Raw genomic sequence first — 19,881 nt, forward strand, 5'->3', positions numbered from 1 at the left:
TGTTCCCCGCGCACCCCCCACTGTACGTCGTGGTCAGCTCCGGGGGGACCAGGTGGCCGCCACCCGGGCAGCGCGTGCCGAGAGCGTTCCGACCGGATCGGACATGGCAGCCTCGATCTGTGCGGGGGTCTGCGCCACGGCGTAACTGCCCGACAGCCCGAGGGTCATCGCCTCACGGCGACCCACGAGGGTCTGGCCGGCGATGAGGACGCTCGGCGTCGCCGTCTCGAGCGCCATGGCGGCTACCCCGGCCACGACCTTGCCCTGCAGGCTCTGCCAGTCGAAGCAGCCCTCCCCGGTGACGACCAGGTCGGCCGCCCGCAGGAGGTCTCTGAACCCCACCGCCTCGAGGACCTCCGACACCCCGCTGACCCTGGTGCCCCCGAGCAGGGACAGTCCGTAGCCGAGGCCCCCCGCTGCGCCGGCGCCGGGCGCCTTGTCGAGGCGGCGGCCCGCACCGGTCAACAGGTCGGTCTGCTCCGGTAGCGTGCGACGGACCACCTCGACGAACCGCCCGAGCGCCCCCTCCAGGGCCTGGGCGATCTCGGGAGAGGCCCCCTTCTGCGGACTGAACACCGCGCTGGCGCCCTGGAGCCCGAGCAGCGGCGACTCGACGTCGGTGGCAAGGACCAGGTCGACACCGCGGAAGCGTTCGCGGGTGGCCGCGAGCGCCGGGAGGGCCGCGTCCGAGATATCGGCCAGGGCCAGCCCACCCCGCGCGAGGTCCTGGGGTGCGCCCGCGCCGAGTGCCGCGAGCATTCCCGCGCCGGCGTCGTTGGTCGCGCTGCCGCCGAGGCCGACCACGATCCGGTTGGCGCCCTCGCGCAGGGCAGCGTCGACGAGCTGGCCGACTCCCCACGTGCTGGTCACCGCGGGGTTCCGCTCGTCGGCTGAGAGCAGGTGCAGCCCTGCCGCCTGCGCCGACTCGAGGTATGCCGTGCGGTCACCGTCCGTGCCGGTCATCAGGATCGCGGCCGGCACGTCGCGACCGAGCGGGTCGGCGACCGTCACGGCCAAGGTCTGCGCCTCGGGGAGCGCCGACGCGAGCACATCGAGGAAGCCCGGACCCCCGTCGGACAGCGGACGCAGGGTCAGCAGGTCGTGCGGGGCGGTGGCAGCCCACCCGTGGGCGATGGCCCTGGCGGCCTGCTGGGCGGTGAGGGTGCCGGTGAAGCAGTCCGGCGCGATGACGACGTGCACGCGCCCATCCTTCCAGCCCGGGCGCCGAGTGCCACGGCGGGTTTCTTGGCTCCCATTCTTCCGGGCTGCTGAGCACGAGCGGGGCGGATTCCTGTTCGCCGTGGAGGCCAGAGGGGCAAAACAGGTCCACAATGGATGGATGCGCCCCCGTCAGCCCGCCAAGAAACCGCATCTGCCGAACAGCCCGTTCCGGGCAGCTCCGGTGCCGGACATCCCGGACTTCGCAGTGAACGACCGGGTGACCCACGACCGGCACGGGCTCGGATCGGTCGTCAAGATCACCGGCGACCGCATCCACGTGAAGTTCGGTGAGAACACCGTCAGCGTGGCGATGTCCAGCAGCAAGATCCACCCGCTCTAGACCCTTCCACCCCTAGGGCACCAACGCAGCACCCAGGAGCCGGCGGGCGGCAGCCTCGTCCCCGTCGGTCACGAGCACCGCTGAGTCAGCGCGGTGCCACAGCGCAAGGTAGAGGTGCGACGCCGGTCCACTGACCCGGGCGACCGCCTCCTGCGCCACGCTGTCGTGGACGCGGACGGCGCCGTCGACGACGCGCACGGTCCACGAGGCGTTGGTGTCTGTGCAGGAGAAGGCGATGGGCTCGGCGGCCGGGATCACCTCCAGGGGCGGCCGGTCGGCGTGTCGGACCAGGCTCCGCGGCGCCATCACCTCGAAGACCTCGGCAACCCCGTCGGCTGCCTGCTCGGTCGTCAGTGCGGGGACGGTGTCGACGAGGCCGGCGGTCGGCAGCACACCGTGCGCCTGGAGCGCGTCGACGTGGTGCACCGTCGTCTCGTGGAACTGCCGGCGTCGCCAGAACCGGACGTCCTGGTGTCCCGGCACCGCCGAGAAGCTCCACGCCGGGTGCTCGGCCGGCAGCCCGGACAGAGTGGTCACGATCGTCTCGGCACACGCGGCATACCAGTCGGGCAGCGGCTGCTCGCGGTCACGTCGCGGGTAGGGGTCCGGCTGCGAACCGGTGCGCGCACAGTGCGCCGCCCACAGGTGCACCCGGCCCAGGTGGTCGACGAGGTCGGTGACGGTCCAGCCCGGACAAGCGGGCACGGAGGCCTGCGGGTCGGCGGCCCGGATCGTGCCGACCATGGCGGTCGTGGCTGCCAGCAGTGCTTCCACGAGGTCCGCGTCGTCCATGGCGGCGACCCTAGGGCACGGACCGCCCGCCTAGGTCCGGTCGTTCACGGCATACGATCGAGCCGTGAGCACCCCTGTGACGCAGTCGGACTCCCGGCCCACCAGTCCCCTGCCGCTGCTCGTCCTCGGACGTGGCACCGAGCTGCACACCGAGCGCGGGGTCGAGTGCCCGGGCGACCTGCCGGCCCCGTCCGACCCGGGACTGGTCGAGCGCGCTCGCGCGGCGAAGGCGGCGCTGGGCGACCAGGTCTTCGTGCTGGGACACCACTACCAGCGCGACGAGGTCATCGAGTTCGCCGACGTCACCGGTGACTCGTTCAAGCTGGCCAAGGACGCGGCGGCCCGGCCGGAGGCGCCCTACATCGTCTTCTGCGGCGTGCACTTCATGGCCGAGTCCGCCGACATCCTCACGGGCGACAACCAGACCGTGATCCTCCCCGACCTCGCCGCCGGGTGCTCGATGGCCGACATGGCAGCCATCCGGCAGGTGGAGGACTGCTGGGACGACCTGGTCGAGGCCGGTGTGGCCGACGCGACCGTCCCGGTGACCTACATGAACTCCTCAGCAGCCATCAAGGCCTTCACCGGTCGGCACGGCGGCACGATCTGCACGTCGTCGAACGCCAAGACGGCGCTGACCTGGGCCCTGGACCAGGCAGGCGACGGCGGCAAGGTGCTCTTCCTGCCCGACCAGCACCTGGGTCGCAACACCTTCGTGCGCGACCTGGGCGGCTCGCTCGACGGCTGTGTGGTGTTCGACCCCCACAAGCCGATGGGTGGCCTGACCCGACAGGAGCTCCAGGACGCCACGATGATCCTGTGGCGCGGCCACTGCTCCGTGCACGGCCGGTTCAGCCTCGCCGCCGTGGAGCAGGCTCGTCGCGAGATCCCTGACGTGAAGGTGATCGTCCACCCCGAGTGCCAGCACGAGGTGGTCGAGGCCGCGGACGAGGTGGGCTCGACCGAGAAGATCATCCAGACCATCGCTGCCGCCCCCGACGGCACGAAGTGGGTGGTCGGCACCGAGCTCAACCTGGTGCGGCGGCTGGGCGCGCTCTTCCCGCGACAGCAGATCTCGTTCCTGGAGAAGAACGTCTGCTACTGCTCGACCATGAACCGGATCGACCTGCCCCACCTCGTCTGGGCACTCGAGTCCCTGGTGGCCGGTCGGGTGGTCAACGCCATCAAGGTCGACGACGAGGTCGCCCACTTCGCGCGGGTGGCCCTGGACCAGATGCTGGCCCTCCCGGGAGAGACCTCCAAGGACTAGTCCTCCTGACGGAGCCGACCGCAGGCATCCCCGCGCATACTGGATGGTTCGCAGGGATTTGCTAGCCGGCAGAGCACCACCGGTTTCCGTGGACGGGCAGCCCGACCTGAGATTTCAGGGGCGGTCGGTCAGCTCGTCCACGGTCAGCACGAAGTCGCGCGACCGCAGCCGGTCGACCAGTGCATCGCCCATCGCCGTGGCCGGGGTGAGCACCCCGGCACCGGGGGGAAGCCGGTCGCCGTCCAGGGCCAGGCACAAAGCGGACTCCCCCAGCATGACCGCCGTCGCGGCATACCCGGGGTCGCCCTGGGCCGACACCGTCGCGAGGTAGCGCCGCCCCGTCTCGGTGGTGGTGCGGATCTTCATGGAGAACCAGCCGGACCGGCGGTTCTGCTCACTGGGACCCTCGCCGGGCGACGGTGCCAGGTGGTCGAAGATCGGACGGGTGCGCGGGTTGGCCAGACCTGCGAAAGCCAGCCCCATCGCGGCGGTGAAGACGGTGGCCCGGCGGCGCCCGCTCAGCCCCCTGCCATAGGCGCTCACCTCGCGGTAGCGGAAGCGCCGACCATAGGCGTGGTCGCGCAAAGCATTGCTGCGCCTCACGATTCGCGTGTTGAAACCGGCCATGACGAACGGCCCGACCCACTCGCCGGTCTCGGCGTCGGCGAAGACCGACCTGGGGTCGCGCTCCTTGCCCAGGTCGGGCTCGGCCGCCCGGTCCGGGCTCAGGGCATAGGGGTCGAAGAGGACCTTGCCCAGGGCCCGATTCTCACCCACCGCCTCCAGCTGCGCTCGCGAGGAGTCGATCGTGCCGCCGCTGAGGCCACCCTTGGACTTCGCGTGCAGTGTGGTGTCGAGCAGACCACCGGCGGCGTCAGCAACCGCGCGCTCGTGCAGCAACAGCACACCGAGGTCGGACGGGATCGAGTCGTAGCCGCAGGCCGTGACGATGCGCGCGCCGGTCTCGCGGGCTCGTGTGTCGACGGCGTCGATGGCCTTGCGCACGAACAGGACCTCGCCGGTGAGGTCGGCGTAGTGGGTGCCCGCCTCCGCGCACGCCTGGACGACCGGGATGCCGTAGCGCAGGTAGGGGCCGACCGTGGAGGCCAGTGCGGTCGTGGACCGGGCCAGCTGCTGCAAGGACGTCGCGTCGGCCACGTCAGCGGTGAGCAGCGGCCAGTCGTGGGCGCGAGCCGGCAACCCGGCTCGGACCTCCTCCAGGCGCTCGCGCGACCTGCCCGCCAGGGCGATCCGGACACCCTCCGGTGCGTGCTCGGCCAGGTACTCCGCCACGAGCCGGCCGACGAAGCCGGTGGCCCCGAAGATGACGAGGTCGTGGGTCCGGGTGGCGTTCGATGCTTCGCTCATGAAGAGTTTCCGTTCGCTAGGGTCGGGAGGGTTCAGCGGGGCATGGCGCCGAGCCGCGCGAGCAGCACGGCCTCGGCGACACAGACCTTCTCGAACTCCCCCAGGTGCAGCGACTCGTTGGCGCCGTGGGCGCGCGTGTCGGGGTCCTCGACACCGGTGACGAGGATCGCTGCGTCGGGGAACTTCTGTGCGAACGACGCGACGAAGGGGATCGAGCCGCCCACGCCGATGTCGACCGGCTCGACTCCCCAGGCGTCGGTGAACGCCGCGCGTGCCTGGTCATAGACGGGACCGTTGGCGTCGGCGTCGAAGCCGGCGCCCTGGTCGTCGAGGTGGACCTCGACCTTCGCGCCCCACGGGGTGTTCTCGGCGATGTGACGCTGCACCGCGGCATACGCCTCCATGGGCACCTCGTCGGGGGCCAGCCGGATCGACACCTTGGCGCTCGCAGTGGGCACCAGGGTGTTGGAGGACTTGGCGACCGAGGGTGCGTCGATGCCGATGACGGTGGCAGTGGGCTTCGTCCAGATGCGGTCGAGCAGGGTGCCGGTGCCGATGACCTCGACCCCGTCGAGCAGGCCGGACTCCTCACGCAGCCGTGTCTCGTCGAACTCCAGGTCGCTGGCCTTGCCGGACTTGAGCCCGGCGATCGCGACGTCGCCGGCATCGTCGTGCAACGTCGCCAGGATGCGGATGAGCGGGGTGATCGCGTCGGGGACGGCCCCTCCGAACATGCCCGAGTGGATGCCGTGGTCCAGGGTCGTCACCGTGACGACCACGCGGATCAGGCCGCGCAGGGTGGTGGTGAGGGCCGGCTCGCCGATGGCCCAGTTGGTGGAGTCGGCGAGGACGATGGCGTCGGCGCGCAGCTTCTCGCCGTGCTTCTCCAGCAACGTCGGCAGCGAGTCGGAGCCGATCTCCTCCTCCCCCTCGACGAAGACGGTGACTCCGACGGGCAGGTTGCCGGCGTGGGCGCGCAGGGCGGCCAGGTGGGCCATGATGCCGGCCTTGTCGTCCGCTGCGCCGCGCCCGTAGAGACGGCCGTCACGCTCCGTGGGCTCGAACGGCGGGCTGTCCCAGTCCTTCTCGTCACCGGGCGGCTGCACGTCGTGGTGGGCGTAGAGCATGACCGTGGGCGCACCCTCGGGCCCGTCGATGTGCCCGATGACCGCTGGGCGACCTCCCTCGCGCACGATCTCGACGTCGAGCCCCTCGGCCCGCAGCAGCGCGGCGGTCGCCTGGGCACTGGCCTCGACGTGGGCCTGGTCGAACGCGTCGAGGCTCACGCTGGGGATGCGGGTGAGGTCCTCGAGGTCCTTGCGCAGGCTCGGCATGAGGCCCGCGACAGTGGTCTTGAGGGCGGAGATCTGGTCGGTCGTCAGCACGTCGTCGGTCACGACGGGGAGCCTAACGCGTGGCTGCGGGGCCACCTCGGGGGTCACCCCCGGGGCCCGCGATTCCGGGGAAGGTGACCACACGGCATACAGTGAACTCGTGTTTGGACGTAACAAGACCCTGAACGAGCAGCAGACCGCATCGGTCACTCATGCCCCCCGCGAGGGAGCCAAGAACCGGCCCACGCCCAAGCGCAAGGACCAGGAGGCAGCCAACCGGCGCCCACTGGTGGTCACCGACCGCAAGGCCGCACGCGACACCGACAAGGTCAAGCGCCGCGAGGCCCAGCTCAAGCAGCGGGCCGCGATGGCCACGGGCGACGAGGCCCACCTGCCCGCTCGCGACAAGGGACCGGTGCGTCGCTACATACGGGACTACATCGACGCCCGCTGGAACCTCGGCGAGTTCATGCTGCCGGTCATGATCGTGGTGCTCGCGCTGTCGTTCATCCGCATCCCGGCCGTGTTCGCCGCCGTCTCGATCGGCGTCTACGGCCTCCTGCTGGCCGCCGCCATCGACGGCTTCCTCATGTGGCGAAGGCTCAAGAAGCTGCTCGTCGCCAAGTTCGGTGAGGACAAGGTCGGTCGCGGCCTGGCGATGTACGCCGTGATGCGCGGCTTCCAGCTCCGGCGCTCGCGCATGCCGAAGGCCCTGGTCAAGCGCGGCGACTTCCCCGTCTGAGCGGCTGTGGGGCTGCCCCTGGGCAGCTGGTCTGCACCTACTCCGCGGCGCGCAGGCTCATCGGCCCGTAGACGAGGGCGCCTTCGTGGAAGAGCTTGACCGCGTCGACACCGAGGTCGGTGAGCTCGTGCCACGACTCGCCGAACCAGTTCTCGGCGTCCGACTGCGACGGGAACGCGGTCGTCACCAGCTCGTCGCCGGTCATGGCGTTGCCCTCGCCGTCGAGGTAGGTCCAGGTCCACGCATCGCTCATGGTTCCACTCTAGGGTTCGGCCCGTGATCGTGTTCGAGGCAGTGACCATCGCGTATGCCGGGGAGCCGGCCCTGCGCGACGCCTCCTTCACGATTCCCGAGGGTGAGCTGGTCCTCGTGGTCGGCCCGACCGGATCAGGCAAGACCTCCCTGCTGCGGTGCCTGGGCGACGCGACGACTCCTGAGGGCTTCGACTCCCGCGGCGGCTCCGAAGCCATCCGGACCGGCCGGGTGCTCGTGGACGGGATGGACCCGCTCGGCGCGGGCGCCGACCAAGGCGGCGCCGTCGTGGGGCTGGTTCGACAGGACCCCGCCTCCGGGCTGGTCGAAGGCACGGTGGAAAGCGTCATCGCCGCAGGCGTGCGGCCGCGCGCGGACGACCCGCACGGCGGCCAGCGACAGGTCGAGGAGACGCTCGACCTGCTCGGCCTCGCGGACCTCCGAGGCCGTCGCGTGGTCGACCTGTCCGGTGGGCAACAACAGCGAGTGGCCATCGGGGTGGCTCTAGCTGCCGGGCCCCGGGTCCTGGTCCTCGACGAACCGACGTCGGCGCTCGATCCCGTGGCAGCCGAGGAGGTCCTCGCGATCCTGCACCGCCTGGTCCACGACGTCGGCATCACCGTGGTCGTCGCCGAGCACCGCCTCGAGAGGGTGGTGCACCACTCCGACTCCGTGCTGCTCGTCGAGGCGGGTCGGGTGACCGGCCCGCTCGATCCCGAGACGGCGATGGCCCGGTCGTCCATCCGCCCTCCCGTGGTCGAGCTCGGCCTCCGGCTGGGCTGGACTCCAGTGCCCCTCTCCGTGCGGTCGGCCCGCCGGCAGGCTCGTGGCCTGCGGGCTTCCCTCGAGGACGCTGCCGCGATGACCGAAGTGCAGGCCGGCGAGGGGCGCGTCGAGGGGCGCGTCGAGGGGCGCGTCGAGGGGCGCGTAGCGGGACGCGTCGAGGGGCGCGTCGAGGTGCGCCGGCTCAGCCTGGTCCGCGGGCAGGTCGTCGCCCTCCGCTCGGTGACCCTGCAGGTCGGTGCGGGTGAGGTGGTCGTCCTGATGGGCCGCAACGGTGCTGGCAAGTCGAGCCTGCTCGGCGCGCTCGACGGCACCCTGCAGCCGACGTCCGGACGGGCCACGCTCTCGGGTCACGCGGCCCTCGCGCCGCAGAACCCCGGCGCCCTCCTGACGGACTCCCCCGTCGACGACCAGCTCACCGCCAACGACGCGGTGTTCACCCTGCCACCGGGGTCGAGTGCCGCCGTCCTCGAGCGTCTCGTCCCGGGGCTGGCCCGCGACCGCCACCCCGCCCAGCTCTCCGAGGGCCAGAAGATGTGCGTGGCGCTGAGCCTGGTGCTGGCTCGCCGAACCGAGGTGGTGCTGCTCGACGAGCCCACCCGCGGGCTGGACTACCCCGCCAAGGCTCGCTTGACCTCCTTGCTCACGGAACTGGCGTTCGGCGGCCACACCGTCATCCTGGCCACCCACGACGTGGAGCTGGCGGCCGAGGTCGCCACCCGGGTGGTCATCCTCGCCGAAGGAGAGGTCGTCGCCGACGGTCCCGCGAGTCGCATCCTGGGTGACTCACCGGCGTTCGCGCCGCAGGTCGCCAAGGTGATGCATCCACTGCCCCTGCTGCGGGTCTCCGACGTCGTCGGCTAGTTCGTCGTCGGCAGGTTCGTCGTCGGCTGGACCGTCGCCGGCTGGTTCGGCGGACCGGCCTCCACGCGGTGGCGGATCTCGGCCAGCCCGGCCGGACCGGGGGCGACGCTCCACCAGCTCTCGATCCACCACGTCGCGCCGATCGCGGCCCATTCGTGCGGGGTCCCCGCCGACCTGACGAACTCGCCCGTGCTGTCGCCCTCGATGACCACGTCGTAGCCCTCCCACGGCAGCCCTTGGTCCTCTCGCAGCCGGCGCACGACACCGAGCACCTCGGCCACCGACTCCAGGGTGAGGTGTGGGCTGCCCGGCTGGGCGCCGGGCACCGCGACGGTCGGGAGCACCCCCTGCCAGCGCGCGGCACGCTCCAGCGACGGCTGCCTGTGTCGGCCCGGCAGGTGGGCCCCCACCACCCACACCGGTGGATGCGGTCGCTGGACCGGTGGCGGCGGCAGCGGCGGAGCGCCCCGACGTACGGGCCGAACCGGATAGTGGACCCCGTCGTAGGTGAACGGCTCGCCCGACAGGAGCCCGCGGTAGACGGCGAGCGACTCGTCGAGCTTCTGCGCCCGCACCGCCCGGCCCTCGTCGGGCTCGAACCGGGTCCAGCCGGGGTGCAGCGCACCGAGGCCGACCGACATGACGACACGGCCACCGCTGAGGCGGTCGACGGAGCTGACCATCGACGCGAGATCCCACGGCCGGTGTCGACTGGCCGGCGTGAGCAAGGTGCCCAGCCGGATCGTCGACGTCTGCATCGCCGCGGCGGCCAGGGTCACCCAGGCGTGCTCGCCGTAGAGGCTCTCCCAGGTGAAGACGGCGTCCCAGCCGTGCTGCTCACCGAGCGCCGCCACCTCGGCGAACTCGCGGGCGTCGGCGAACGGGACGACGAACCCGTATCTCATCCTGCGAAGCTACGCCTGACCCCCGACAGTCCGATGCGCGCGAGCAGTGCTTCCGGCCATGACGATCTCGGGCTCGACGACGACCTCGGTGGTCAGCGAGTTGGAGATGTAGCACTGGTCGTGCGCCTCGTGGGTCATCCGCAGCACCAGCGCCGGATCGGTCCCGGCCGCGACCGTCACGACCGGCCGCAGCACGATCCGCGTGATCCGCTGAGGCACCAGGTCGGCCGGCATCTCCCCCAACGCGTCGTCCGCGTAGCCGATGACGTCCACGCCGCCACGGGCAGCGACGGCGAGGAACGACAGCAGCTGGCACGACGAGGCTGCGAGGACGAGCAGCTGCTCGGGGTTCGGCAGGTCGGGGTCACCACGAAAGTGCGGGTCGGCACTCAGGTCGAACCCCTCGGTCGCCGGCGGCGTCCACGCCGTGTGGGCCCGTGGATAGGCGCGGTAGCCCCCTGCGGTGGACCCGCTCCACTCGACCCGCGCGGAGTACACGTGTCCGCGAAAGTCCTTGTCCGGCATACCCGATCCCCTGTGAGTCTCGTGCGTGCGCAGGCCTAGTCCTCGCGGACGTCGACCTGCACGAACGGCGGCTTCACGACCGTGGCCGTCACCTCGCGGCCACGGACGTCGATGACGACCTCGTCGCCCGCGGCGACGGTCGGCGCCAGCAGCGCCAGGGCGATGCCGTTCTTCAGCGTCGGGCTGAACGTCCCCGAGGTCACCTCGCCGACGACCTCACCGTCGACCTTCACCTCGCAGTGCGCCCGAGGTATGCCGCGGCCGGTCGCGAGCAGGCCCCAGGCCACCCGCGCGGGGCCGGCAGCCTTCTCGGCGACGAGTGCCTCACGACCCCAGAACGCCTCCTTCTTCCAGCCGACCGCCCAGCCGACCCGTGCCTGGACCGGCGTGATCGACGGGGACAGCTCGTTGCCGTGCAAGGCATACCCCATCTCGGTGCGCAAGGTGTCCCGCGCCCCCAGGCCGCAGGGCAGCCCGTCGTACGGCGCCGCCGCCTCGATGAGGGCGTCCCACAGCTGGGCCGAGACCTCCCACGCCGGCACCAGCTCGTAACCGCGCTCACCGGTGTAGCCCGTGCGGCAGACGATGACCGGATGGCCGTTCCAGTCGGTCTCGACGAAGGACATGTACTCGTGCCCCGTGGGGAGGCCGAGCGCCGCGAGCACCTCGTCGCTCTTGGTGCCCTGGACCGCGATGACGCCGTAGCCCTCGTGCAGGTTCTCCACCGTCAGGCCCTCGGGGGCGGCCGCCGCGAGCAGCTCGACGACGGCGCCGGTGTTGGCCGCGTTCGGGATGAGGAAGACGTCGTCGTCACTGCGCAGGTAGGCGATCAGGTCGTCGACGACCCCCCCGGAGTCGTTGCAGCACAAGGTGTACTGCGCCTTGCCCTCGTGGATGCGGTCGAGGTCGTTGGCCAGGCAGGAGTTCACGAAGTCCTTGGCCCCGGGCCCGGAGACGCGAGCCTTGCCGAGGTGGGAGACGTCGAAGATGCCGACCGTGGTGCGCACCGCCGAGTGCTCGCGGACGACCCCGCCACCGGGGTACTCGATGGGCATCTCCCAGCCGCCGAAGTCGGCCATCTTGGCCCCGAGGGCCACGTGCCGGTCGTGCAGGGGTGAGGTCTTCAGGGCTCCGTCGCTCATGCTCCGAACGCTACCGCCCCTCCACCTGCACCTCACACGGCACGGCTATCCTGCGCAGCAGCAGGTGCCACCAGCCCCGATACGAAGGATGAGTACGTGACGACCGTCAACGTCTCCGACCGCCCCGCCCACGACCTCAAGGCCGACGCCCTCGTCCTTGCCACGGTCGACTCCGACGGCAAGGCCGCCCTGGCCGCAGGCCACGGTCTGCCGCGCGCCGCCGCCACCCATGTCGCGGCGCAGCTCGCGGCGTTGCACGCCACGGGTGCCGCCGACGAGGTGCTCACGATCGCCGCGGTGCCGGGCGTCGCCGCACCGCGCGTGGTCCTCACCGGCTTGGGCAAGGGCACCGCCCGCACGGCCTCGTTCGACCACGAGGTGCTGCGGCGCGCTGCCGGGGCCGCATCGAGGTCGCTCAAGAACGCGGCCAAGGTCGTCGTCGCGCTGCCGACCACCGGCGCGGAGTCCGTCGCCGCCGTGGCCGAGGGCGCTGCGCTCGGCGCCTACCGGTATGCCGGCGTGCGAGGCCCCGCTGCCAAGCCCACCAAGGGCATCACCACGGTCACCGTCGCCACGTCCGACGCGCGCGTCAAGGCGGTCAAGGCCGCTGCCACCCGAGCGGGCATCCTGGCCGATGCCAAGGCCTACGCCCGAGACCTGGTCAACACTCCCCCGAACCAGCTCTTCCCCCAGTCGTTCGCAGACTCCGTCAAGGCACGCAACGCTGCGGCGACCGCCAAGGTCACCATCAAGGTGCTCGACGAGAAGGCGCTCGAGAAGGGCGGCTTCGGCGGCATCGTCGGCGTCGGCCAGGGCTCGGTCAACCCGCCGAGGATGGTCACCCTGACGTGGAACCCCCCGAAGGCCACAGCCTCGGTGGCGCTCGTCGGCAAGGGCATCACGTTCGACTCCGGCGGCCTCAACCTCAAGCCCGCCACGGGGATGCTCACGATGAAGTCCGACATGGCCGGAGCCGCGGCCGTCGCGGCAACCGTCCTGGCCGCGGCCGAGCTCGGCCTGCCGGTCAAGGTCACCGGCTACCTCTGCCTCGCGGAGAACATGCCGAGCGGCACCGCTCAGCGCCCCAGCGACGTCGTGACGATGCGCAACGGCACCACTGTCGAGATCCTCGACACCGACGCCGAGGGACGGATGGTCCTGGGTGACGGCATCTGCCTGGCCGGCGAGGCCAAGCCGGACGCCATCGTCGACATCGCGACCCTCACCGGGGCGCAGATGGTCGCCCTCGGTGGCCGCGTCGCCGGAATCATGGCCAACGACGACGCCTTCCGCGACCGGGTCGGCGGGGCAGCTGCGGCCGCTGGCGAGGCGGCCTGGGCGATGCCCCTGCCCGCCGACCTGCGCAGCCAGCTCGACTCGGGCGTGGCGGACCTCGCCCACAAGGGCGAACGGTGGGGCGGGATGCTCACCGCCGGTCTCTTCCTCCAGGAGTTCGTCACCAAGGGCACGCCCTGGGCGCACGTCGACATCGCCGGACCGTCGTACAACGAGGGCTCGCCTTGGGGCTACACGCCGAAGGGCGCCACCGGCTACGGCGTCGGCACCCTCCTGCGGCTGGTCGAGGACTACGCCGGCTGACAGCAAATGCTGGAACGCCGGAGGGGCCCGTCCACATCGGACGGGCCCCTCCGGCGTTCACTGCGCTGCTGGCGTCGGGAGCCGGGCGCGGTCAGCCGCCGCTCTTGCGGCGGAACATCTGCTGCGTAGCCGTCGTCGCCGCCGCCTGCGCGTGGTCGACCTTGCCGTGCTCGGTGTCGTCGGACACGTCGCGACCTGCGTGCGACTGCTTCTTGTCGAGGGCCTCGCGGAACTTGCGCTTCATCTCCTCGCTCGGTCCCTGCCCCCCGGGCTTCTGTTCCCCAGACTTCCTTGCGTCACCGGACTTGGCCATGGTGCCTCCTGCTTCTCGGTGCTGAACGGGCCGGTTCCGGCCCGCAGGTCTGTGCCCACTCTGCCAGCCGCGCGGCATACGGTCACTGCTTCTTGCGCTGGCGCGAGTTCCACTCGCGCATCCTGTTGGGGTAGCCGGTCTGCAGCACGTCGTAGACGGGCACCTCGAGGCTGCGGGCGAGGGCGAAGGCCGCGTCGCGGGACCCCGCTGCCCGACGGGTCCACTCGCCGTCGTAGGCGATCAGGATCACCGTGGTGGCAGTGACGTTGGTCGGCGGCTCGACATAGGCCTCGACACCCCTGCGGCTCGTGGCGAACTCGGTGAGGTGCTTGCGCACGGCCTGCTGGTCCACGGCCATGTTGGGCCCGTCGGAGGGTCCCCGGTCCGAGCGCTTGCCGCTCCGCTTCCACCACGCCATGGTGCCAACGATACGGGGAGCGGTCCTTCGATCCGACGCCATTCGGGGCACTGGACCGCCGCAGCCCCCTGACCTGCGGACCATCGGTCGACCTGCTTGCGCCTCGGTGTGCAATCAGTGACAAGATGCTCTGTGTCGATCCCGGACCGGCCACGACCTGACCGCGACCCGTGAGCGACGCGACAATCCGACGCACACGACGCAAGGGAGCGAGCATGCCGGCTGACGCCGAGGCCATCGACGAGACCACGTACGACGTGGTGATCCTCGGAGGCGGAAGTGGCGGCTACGCCTGCGCGTTCCGGGCGGCCGAGCTCGGGATGCGGGTCGCTCTCGTGGAGAAGGGCAAGCTTGGCGGCACCTGCCTGCACGTCGGCTGCATCCCGACCAAGGCGCTGCTGCACGCCGCCGAGGTCGCCGACACCGCCCGCGAGGGCGAGCACTTCGGGGTGAAGTCGACCTTCGAGTCGGTCGACATGTCGGGCGTCAACGCCTACAAGGACGGTGTCATCGCCCGTCTCTACAAGGGCCTGCAGGGCCTGGCCAAGGCACACAAGATCGAGCTGGTCGAGGGCGTCGGTCGCCTGGTCGACCGCTCCACCGTCGAGGTCGACGGCCGCCAGGTCCGCGGTCGCAACGTCGTGCTCGCCACCGGCTCCTACGCCAAGTCCCTGCCGGGGCTGGAGATCGGCGGCCGCATCATGACCAGCGAGCAGGCGCTGACCCTCGACTTCGTCCCCCCGCGGGTCGTGGTGCTCGGCGGCGGCGTCATCGGCGTCGAGTTCGCGTCGGTGTTCAAGTCGTTCGGCTCCGAGGTGACCATCGTCGAGGCCCTGCCCCGACTCGTCGCCGCTGAGGACGAAGCCATCTCCAAGACGCTCGAGCGGTCGTTCCGCAAGCGCAAGATCGCGTTCCGGACCGGAGTGAAGTTCGCCGGGGCGACCCAGTCCGGTGACACCGTGTCGGTGACGCTCGAGGACGGCAGCGCCATCGAGGCCGACCTCCTGCTGGTGGCCGTCGGCCGGGGACCAGTCACCGAGGGGCTCGGTTACGCCGAGGCCGGCGTGACCCTGGACCGCGGCTTCGTGACCACCGACGAGCGGCTGCGCACCGGAGTCGAGGGTGTGTATGCCGTGGGTGACATCGTGCCCGGCCTCCAGCTGGCGCACCGCGGGTTCGCCCAGGGCATCTTCGTCGCCGAGGAGATCGCCGGGCTGTCACCGGCAGTGATCGACGAGCTCGGGATCCCGCGGGTCACCTACTGCGACCCCGAGATCGCCTCGGTCGGGCTCACCGAGGCACAGGCCGGCGAGAAGTACGCCGACATCGAGACCTACGAGTACAACCTCGGTGGCAACGGCAAGTCCCAGATCCTCCAGACCCAGGGCTTCGTCAAGCTGGTCCGTGAGAAGGACGGCCCGGTGGTCGGCGTGCACATGATCGGCGCCCGCATGGGTGAGCAGATCGGCGAGGCCCAGCTGATCTACAACTGGGAAGCCCTGCCCTCCGACGTCGCCTCCCTGATCCACGCCCACCCCACCCAGAACGAGGCGCTCGGCGAGGCCCACCTGGCTCTGGCCGGCAAGCCGCTCCACGCGCACAACTAATAGGAGAACGAGCAGATGTCTGAACGCGTGACCATGCCAGCCCTGGGTGAGTCCGTCACCGAAGGCACCGTGACGCGCTGGCTGAAGAATGTCGGCGACACGGTGGCGGTTGACGAGCCACTGCTCGAGGTGTCGACCGACAAGGTCGACACCGAGATCCCGTCGCCCGTGGCTGGCGTCCTGCAGGAGATCCTCGCCCAGGAGGACGACACCGTCCCGGTGGGTGCCGACCTCGCCGTCATCGGCGACGGCTCGGAGGGTTCCGGTGGCGGCGACCAGGACCAGCAGCAGGACCAGCAGGACCAGCAGCAGGACCAGCAGCAGGACCAGCAGGACCAGCAGCAGGACGCTGGGGAGCAGCCCTCGCAGGAGCAGGCCTCCGCCGGCTCGGACGAGCCGCCGGCCGAGGCTCCGTCGACCGAGCAGGCCCCGCAGGCCTCGACCTCGGAGCCCGAGCAGTCCGGTGAAGGCAGCCAGGGCGACAGCAGCCAGGGCGGGGCGTCCGGTGGCGAGACCGTGAAGATGCCGGCGCTCGGTGAGTCCGTCACCGAGGGCACTGTCACCAGGTGGCTCAAGGCCGAGGGCGACAGTGTCGACGTCGACGAGCCACTGCTCGAGGTCTCGACCGACAAGGTCGACACGGAGATCCCCTCGCCGGTCGCAGGCACGCTGACCAAGATCCTCGTCCAGGAGGACGACACCGTCCCCGTGGGTGGCGACCTGGCCATCATCGGCGGCTCTGGTGGCAGCTCGGCTCCTGCACAGGAAGCCCCCGCCCAGGAGGCGCCCGCGGCCCAGGAAGCCCCCGCCCAGGAGGCCCCGGAGCAGGAGGCCCCGGAGCAGGAAGCCCCCGCCCAGGAGGCCCCCGCTGCCCAGGAAGCCCCGGCTCCCGCCGCGGCCCCGGCCCCTCCTGCCCCCGCCGCGGCGCCGGCCCCGGCGCCGGCCCCTGCTGCTTCGGGATCCGACGACACCGATGCCTCGGCCTACGTCACCCCGTTGGTGCGCAAGCTCGCATCCGAGAACAACGTCGACCTCGGCTCCCTCAAGGGCACCGGCGTCGGCGGACGGATCCGCAAGCAGGACGTCCTCGACGCGGCCAAGGCCGCCGAAGAGGCCGCTGCCGCGCCCGCCCCCGCTGCAGCCTCCACCCCGGCGCCGGCCGCAGCAGCCACGTCCGCACCGGCTGCATCCAGTGGGGCCGCCTCGGTCTCGCCCAAGCGGGGCACGACCGAGAAGATGTCGCGGCTGCGGCAGACCATCGCCAAGCGGATGGTCGAGTCGCTGCAGGTGTCGGCCCAGCTGACCACCGTGGTCGAGGTCGACGTCACCAAGATCGCCCGACTCCGGACCAAGGCCAAGACCGAGTTCGAGCAGCGTGAGGGCACCAAGCTCAGCTTCCTGCCGTTCTTCGCACTCGCGGCCGTCGAGGCCCTCAAGGCCCACCCGGCGGTCAACTCCAGCGTCGAGGGCACCGAGGTCACCTACCACGGCACCGAGAACCTGGGCGTCGCGGTCGACACCGAGCGCGGCCTGCTCGTGCCGGTCATCAAGGACGCCGGTGACCTCAACATCGCCGGGCTGGCCCGCAAGATCGCCGACCTCGCGGAGCGCACCCGCACCAACAAGATCGGCCCGGACGAGCTCGGCGGCGGCACCTTCACGCTGACCAACACCGGCAGTCGCGGAGCGCTCTTCGACACCCCGATCATCAACCAGCCCAACGTCGCCATCCTCGGCACGGGTGCGGTCGTCAAGCGCCCGGTCGTGGTGTCCGACGGTGACGGCGGCGAGACGATCTCGATCCGCTCGATGGTCTACCTCGCGCTGTCGTACGACCACCGCGTCGTCGATGGTGCCGATGCCGCCCGCTTCCTCACGACGATGAAGTCGCGTCTCGAGGACGGCAACTTCGAGTCCGACCTCGGTCTGTAGCGGAGTCGGTCGAGCAGGTTCAGCAGATGCCGCAGCGTGTTGCCATCACCGGTGCCTCCGGACTGATCGGCAGCGCGCTGTCGGCGTTCCTGCGGGGGCGCGGCGACGAGGTCGTCCACCTGGTGCGGCGGGCTCCCTCCGCGCCGGACGAGGTCCAGTGGGACCCGGCCGACCGTCGCCTCGACCCGTCTGCCCTGCGCGGCGTGACGGCCGTGGTCCACCTCGCCGGCGCGGGTGTCGGGGACAGGCGGTGGACCCCTGCCTACCAGCAGGAGATCCTGGCCTCCCGCGTGGACGGCACCACCACGATCGCCACCACCTTGGCGACCCTGGCCGCGCAGGGTCAGCGAGTCCGCCTGGTCAGCGGCGCGGCCGTGGGCTTCTACGGCGACCGCGGGGACGAGGTCCTGACCGAGGAGTCCGCTCCCGGCGAAGGCTTTCTCAGCGAGGTGGTCCGGGCGTGGGAGGCCGCAGCGGAGCCGGCCCGTGCGGCCGGTCTGTCGGTGGCCACGACCCGCACCGGCTTGGTGTTCGCGCCAGATGGCGGTGCACTCTCGCGCATGCTGCCGCTGGCCAGGCTCGGCATCAACGGCCCCCTGGGCAACGGGCGTCAGTGGTGGCCGTGGATCTCGTTGCGCGACACCGTGGGCGGCCTGGCCCACCTCGTCGACCGCCCCGAGATCGAGGGGCCGGTCAACCTCGTCGGACCACACCCTGACCACCAGCTCGACATCGCGAGGGAGCTGGGCCGCCAGATCCATCGGCCCGCCCTGCTGCCGGCCCCGGCCTTCGGGATCAAGCTGGTGCTCGGCGGCTTCTCCGACGAGGTGCTCACCAGCAAGCGCGCCGTTCCCGCGAGGCTCACCGAGTCCGGCTTCGTCCACCAGGACCCGACGGTCGAGTCCGCCTTACGTTGGGTGTTGTCCCAACGGCCCTAGAGGGTGTCGCCCGTGATGCTGTCCACCAGCCACCGTCCGGACGTCCACCTCAGCTGGTAGCGCAGCTCCTCGCCCGCGACCGCCGGGCGGGTCTGGGCCCGACCCGCGGTGTCGACGACCCGGTATGCCGCCGTCCCCACCACCGCGTCGACCGCAGCCGTGGTCGCGGTGTGCCTCACGGTGCGGGCCGACGTCACTGTCAGCGCCACGCCCTCCCAGGACTGGCCCGAGGTGTCGAGGTCCCGCAGCAGCGCGGTGTCCTGGGCCATGGCGGCGGAGCCGGGGACGTCCAGGCGGGCGAGTGCCGCGGCCGACCTCGACATCGTCACCTCGGCCCGCAACCTCGCCAGTGCGGACATCAGTCCGCGTGGATCGGTCTGCGGGGCGGTCGGGTCCGCCGCGAGGTCCCGCCGCGCGCGGGAGACGCCGCCCCCTCCCGCCTGCGTCGGCGCACCCGTCGCGCCAGGAGCGGAGACGGGCAGCAGCCCGTCGCGCGAGGCGCTCGAAGGGGCGGCCGCGTCTCGCGACCGGTGGACCCAGTCGGGCGTGGCGAGGCGGCCGCCGGCCATCAGTCCGCCGCAGCCGAGTCCGACAGCCAGCACCAGCAGGGTGCAGAGCGCAGGAGCCCGACTCGGCTCACGAGAGCGCCGCTCCGCGCCATCGACCGGAGTTGCCGCCCCGGACTGCCGCAGGCGCTGGGTCAGCAGTGACGTCTCGTCGCTGCCCACCACGAGTCGGAGCGGCTCGCACGGGGCCGAGTCGTAGTAGGTCAGGGCCAGCTCAGCAGCGGTGGGGCGGGCGTGTGGGTCGCTGTGCAGTGCACGCAACGTGATCTCGGACCACGCGGGCGGCAGACCGGGCGCAAGCTCCTCGAGGGGTCGACGCAGCGCCACCGGGGCCGGCGGCGAGCCGGTGACGCACCACCAGGCGAGCGCACCCACGGCATACACGTCGGAGGCGGCGGTGACCACGCCGCGATCGAGGACCTCGGGCGCGACGAAGCCCTCGGTGCCCCAGAGCTCCCCCGGCAGCTCGCCCACCAACGAGGCGACCCCGAGGTCGGCCAACAGCGGTCGCCCCGTGCGTTCGACCAGGACGTTGGCCGGGGTGACGTCGCCGTGCACGACGCCCAGCCCGTGCAGGCCCGCCAGGGCTCGGGCGACCGGAGCGAGCATCGTCACCGACTCCCCCACGCTCAGGTGGCCGCGCGCCCGGACGAGGCCCTCCAGGGAACCACCGCGCACCCGGTCGAGCACCAACGCGACCGCGGCAGGCTCACCCGGCAATCCGACCGCCTCGTGGAACGCGACCAGCCCTTCGACGTCGACCCTGGCCAGCACGGCCAGCTCGCGGGCCAGCGAGTCGGCCTGGTCGGACTGGCCGACCGGCACCACCTTGACGGCCACAGCCGCCCCGTCACTGTTCCGCGTCGCGGCCCACACGATGCCGGATCCCCCGCGCCCCAAGAGCTCGCCCAGTAGGTAGCCGGGCACGTCTGGCCGCGTCGCAGCGCTCTCGGTGCTCATCGCGCCACTA

19 protein-coding genes are annotated in these 19,881 nt (G+C 71.6%); 8 read left to right on the top strand and 11 right to left on the bottom strand.

What is annotated here, in order from left to right; genetic code table 11:
- Nucleotides 1-33 precede the first annotated feature (33 nt).
- On the bottom strand, nucleotides 34-1,200 hold the full coding sequence (locus AC1DWP_RS04545) for a glycerate kinase family protein (RefSeq protein ID WP_477613244.1): 1,167 nt from the start codon (nucleotides 1,198-1,200) through the stop codon (nucleotides 34-36).
- A gap of 139 nt (nucleotides 1,201-1,339) precedes the next feature.
- Here AC1DWP_RS04545 and AC1DWP_RS04550 point away from each other — a divergent pair, with 139 nt between their 5' ends.
- Nucleotides 1,340-1,561: a hypothetical protein gene (locus AC1DWP_RS04550; protein ID WP_477613245.1), complete on the top strand. Its 222-nt coding sequence runs from the start codon at nucleotides 1,340-1,342 to the stop codon at nucleotides 1,559-1,561.
- A 12-nt stretch (nucleotides 1,562-1,573) separates the two neighbouring features.
- Here the strand turns inward: AC1DWP_RS04550 and AC1DWP_RS04555 are convergent, their stop codons facing one another.
- Nucleotides 1,574-2,353 (bottom strand): maleylpyruvate isomerase N-terminal domain-containing protein, encoded by a 780-nt coding sequence (locus AC1DWP_RS04555; protein ID WP_477613246.1) that lies wholly within the window; start codon nucleotides 2,351-2,353, stop codon nucleotides 1,574-1,576.
- Between the two features lie 64 nt (nucleotides 2,354-2,417).
- Here AC1DWP_RS04555 and nadA point away from each other — a divergent pair, with 64 nt between their 5' ends.
- Entirely contained in the window at nucleotides 2,418-3,623 is a 1,206-nt protein-coding gene (gene nadA, locus AC1DWP_RS04560; RefSeq protein ID WP_477613247.1) for a quinolinate synthase NadA, read from the top strand.
- Between the two features lie 114 nt (nucleotides 3,624-3,737).
- Here the strand turns inward: nadA and AC1DWP_RS04565 are convergent, their stop codons facing one another.
- Nucleotides 3,738-4,991, bottom strand: coding sequence for a saccharopine dehydrogenase family protein (locus tag AC1DWP_RS04565; RefSeq protein WP_477613248.1), 1,254 nt, complete (start codon nucleotides 4,989-4,991; stop codon nucleotides 3,738-3,740).
- A 32-nt stretch (nucleotides 4,992-5,023) separates the two neighbouring features.
- On the bottom strand, nucleotides 5,024-6,388 hold the full coding sequence (locus AC1DWP_RS04570) for a M20/M25/M40 family metallo-hydrolase (protein WP_477613249.1): 1,365 nt from the start codon (nucleotides 6,386-6,388) through the stop codon (nucleotides 5,024-5,026).
- A 97-nt stretch (nucleotides 6,389-6,485) separates the two neighbouring features.
- On the opposite strand from AC1DWP_RS04570, the gene AC1DWP_RS04575 reads away from it, so the two are divergent.
- Nucleotides 6,486-7,067, top strand: a complete 582-nt coding sequence (locus tag AC1DWP_RS04575; RefSeq protein WP_477613250.1) for a DUF3043 domain-containing protein — start codon at nucleotides 6,486-6,488, stop codon at nucleotides 7,065-7,067.
- Between the two features lie 37 nt (nucleotides 7,068-7,104).
- Here the strand turns inward: AC1DWP_RS04575 and AC1DWP_RS04580 are convergent, their stop codons facing one another.
- The gene (locus AC1DWP_RS04580) at nucleotides 7,105-7,320 is read right to left on the bottom strand and encodes a hypothetical protein (protein ID WP_477613251.1); all 216 of its coding nucleotides are present in this window, start codon (nucleotides 7,318-7,320) and stop codon (nucleotides 7,105-7,107) included.
- Between the two features lie 23 nt (nucleotides 7,321-7,343).
- On the opposite strand from AC1DWP_RS04580, the gene AC1DWP_RS04585 reads away from it, so the two are divergent.
- The gene (locus AC1DWP_RS04585) at nucleotides 7,344-8,966 is read left to right on the top strand and encodes an ABC transporter ATP-binding protein (protein ID WP_477613252.1); all 1,623 of its coding nucleotides are present in this window, start codon (nucleotides 7,344-7,346) and stop codon (nucleotides 8,964-8,966) included.
- On the opposite strand, the gene AC1DWP_RS04590 is transcribed toward AC1DWP_RS04585, so the two are convergent.
- From AC1DWP_RS04590 to gcvT, 3 genes are read right to left on the bottom strand one after another with little or no spacing between them, the layout of a single operon-like run.
- Complete coding sequence (locus AC1DWP_RS04590) at nucleotides 8,963-9,871, bottom strand: LLM class flavin-dependent oxidoreductase (RefSeq protein WP_477613253.1); 909 nt, start codon at nucleotides 9,869-9,871, stop codon at nucleotides 8,963-8,965. The two genes, AC1DWP_RS04585 and AC1DWP_RS04590, sit on opposite strands and share 4 nt — an antisense overlap.
- Nucleotides 9,872-9,880: 9 nt before the next feature.
- Nucleotides 9,881-10,396: an OsmC family protein gene (locus tag AC1DWP_RS04595; RefSeq protein WP_477613254.1), complete on the bottom strand. Its 516-nt coding sequence runs from the start codon at nucleotides 10,394-10,396 to the stop codon at nucleotides 9,881-9,883.
- A 35-nt stretch (nucleotides 10,397-10,431) separates the two neighbouring features.
- Nucleotides 10,432-11,538, bottom strand: coding sequence for a glycine cleavage system aminomethyltransferase GcvT (gcvT, locus tag AC1DWP_RS04600; protein ID WP_477613255.1), 1,107 nt, complete (start codon nucleotides 11,536-11,538; stop codon nucleotides 10,432-10,434).
- A 96-nt stretch (nucleotides 11,539-11,634) separates the two neighbouring features.
- Here gcvT and AC1DWP_RS04605 point away from each other — a divergent pair, with 96 nt between their 5' ends.
- The gene (locus AC1DWP_RS04605) at nucleotides 11,635-13,137 is read left to right on the top strand and encodes a leucyl aminopeptidase (RefSeq protein WP_477613256.1); all 1,503 of its coding nucleotides are present in this window, start codon (nucleotides 11,635-11,637) and stop codon (nucleotides 13,135-13,137) included.
- Between the two features lie 91 nt (nucleotides 13,138-13,228).
- On the opposite strand, the gene AC1DWP_RS04610 is transcribed toward AC1DWP_RS04605, so the two are convergent.
- Nucleotides 13,229-13,450, bottom strand: coding sequence for a DUF5302 domain-containing protein (locus AC1DWP_RS04610; RefSeq protein ID WP_477613257.1), 222 nt, complete (start codon nucleotides 13,448-13,450; stop codon nucleotides 13,229-13,231).
- Between the two features lie 82 nt (nucleotides 13,451-13,532).
- Nucleotides 13,533-13,868, bottom strand: coding sequence for a hypothetical protein (locus tag AC1DWP_RS04615; RefSeq protein WP_477613258.1), 336 nt, complete (start codon nucleotides 13,866-13,868; stop codon nucleotides 13,533-13,535).
- A 215-nt stretch (nucleotides 13,869-14,083) separates the two neighbouring features.
- Here AC1DWP_RS04615 and lpdA point away from each other — a divergent pair, with 215 nt between their 5' ends.
- Genes lpdA through AC1DWP_RS04630 form a run of 3 tightly spaced genes read left to right on the top strand, consistent with a single transcriptional unit; the run spans nucleotide 14,084 to nucleotide 18,345 of the window.
- The gene (gene lpdA, locus AC1DWP_RS04620) at nucleotides 14,084-15,475 is read left to right on the top strand and encodes a dihydrolipoyl dehydrogenase (protein ID WP_477613259.1); all 1,392 of its coding nucleotides are present in this window, start codon (nucleotides 14,084-14,086) and stop codon (nucleotides 15,473-15,475) included.
- A gap of 15 nt (nucleotides 15,476-15,490) precedes the next feature.
- Entirely contained in the window at nucleotides 15,491-17,407 is a 1,917-nt protein-coding gene (gene sucB / locus AC1DWP_RS04625; RefSeq protein WP_477613260.1) for a 2-oxoglutarate dehydrogenase, E2 component, dihydrolipoamide succinyltransferase, read from the top strand.
- A 26-nt stretch (nucleotides 17,408-17,433) separates the two neighbouring features.
- Nucleotides 17,434-18,345, top strand: coding sequence for a TIGR01777 family oxidoreductase (locus AC1DWP_RS04630; protein WP_477613261.1), 912 nt, complete (start codon nucleotides 17,434-17,436; stop codon nucleotides 18,343-18,345).
- Here AC1DWP_RS04630 and AC1DWP_RS04635 read toward each other — a convergent pair.
- A complete protein-coding gene (locus AC1DWP_RS04635) occupies nucleotides 18,342-19,871 on the bottom strand; it encodes a protein kinase domain-containing protein (protein WP_477613262.1) in 1,530 nt (509 codons plus the stop codon). The two genes, AC1DWP_RS04630 and AC1DWP_RS04635, sit on opposite strands and share 4 nt — an antisense overlap.
- Nucleotides 19,872-19,881: the final 10 nt, after the last annotated feature.

It is taken from the genome of Pedococcus sp. P2_F6, assembly GCF_056403675.1.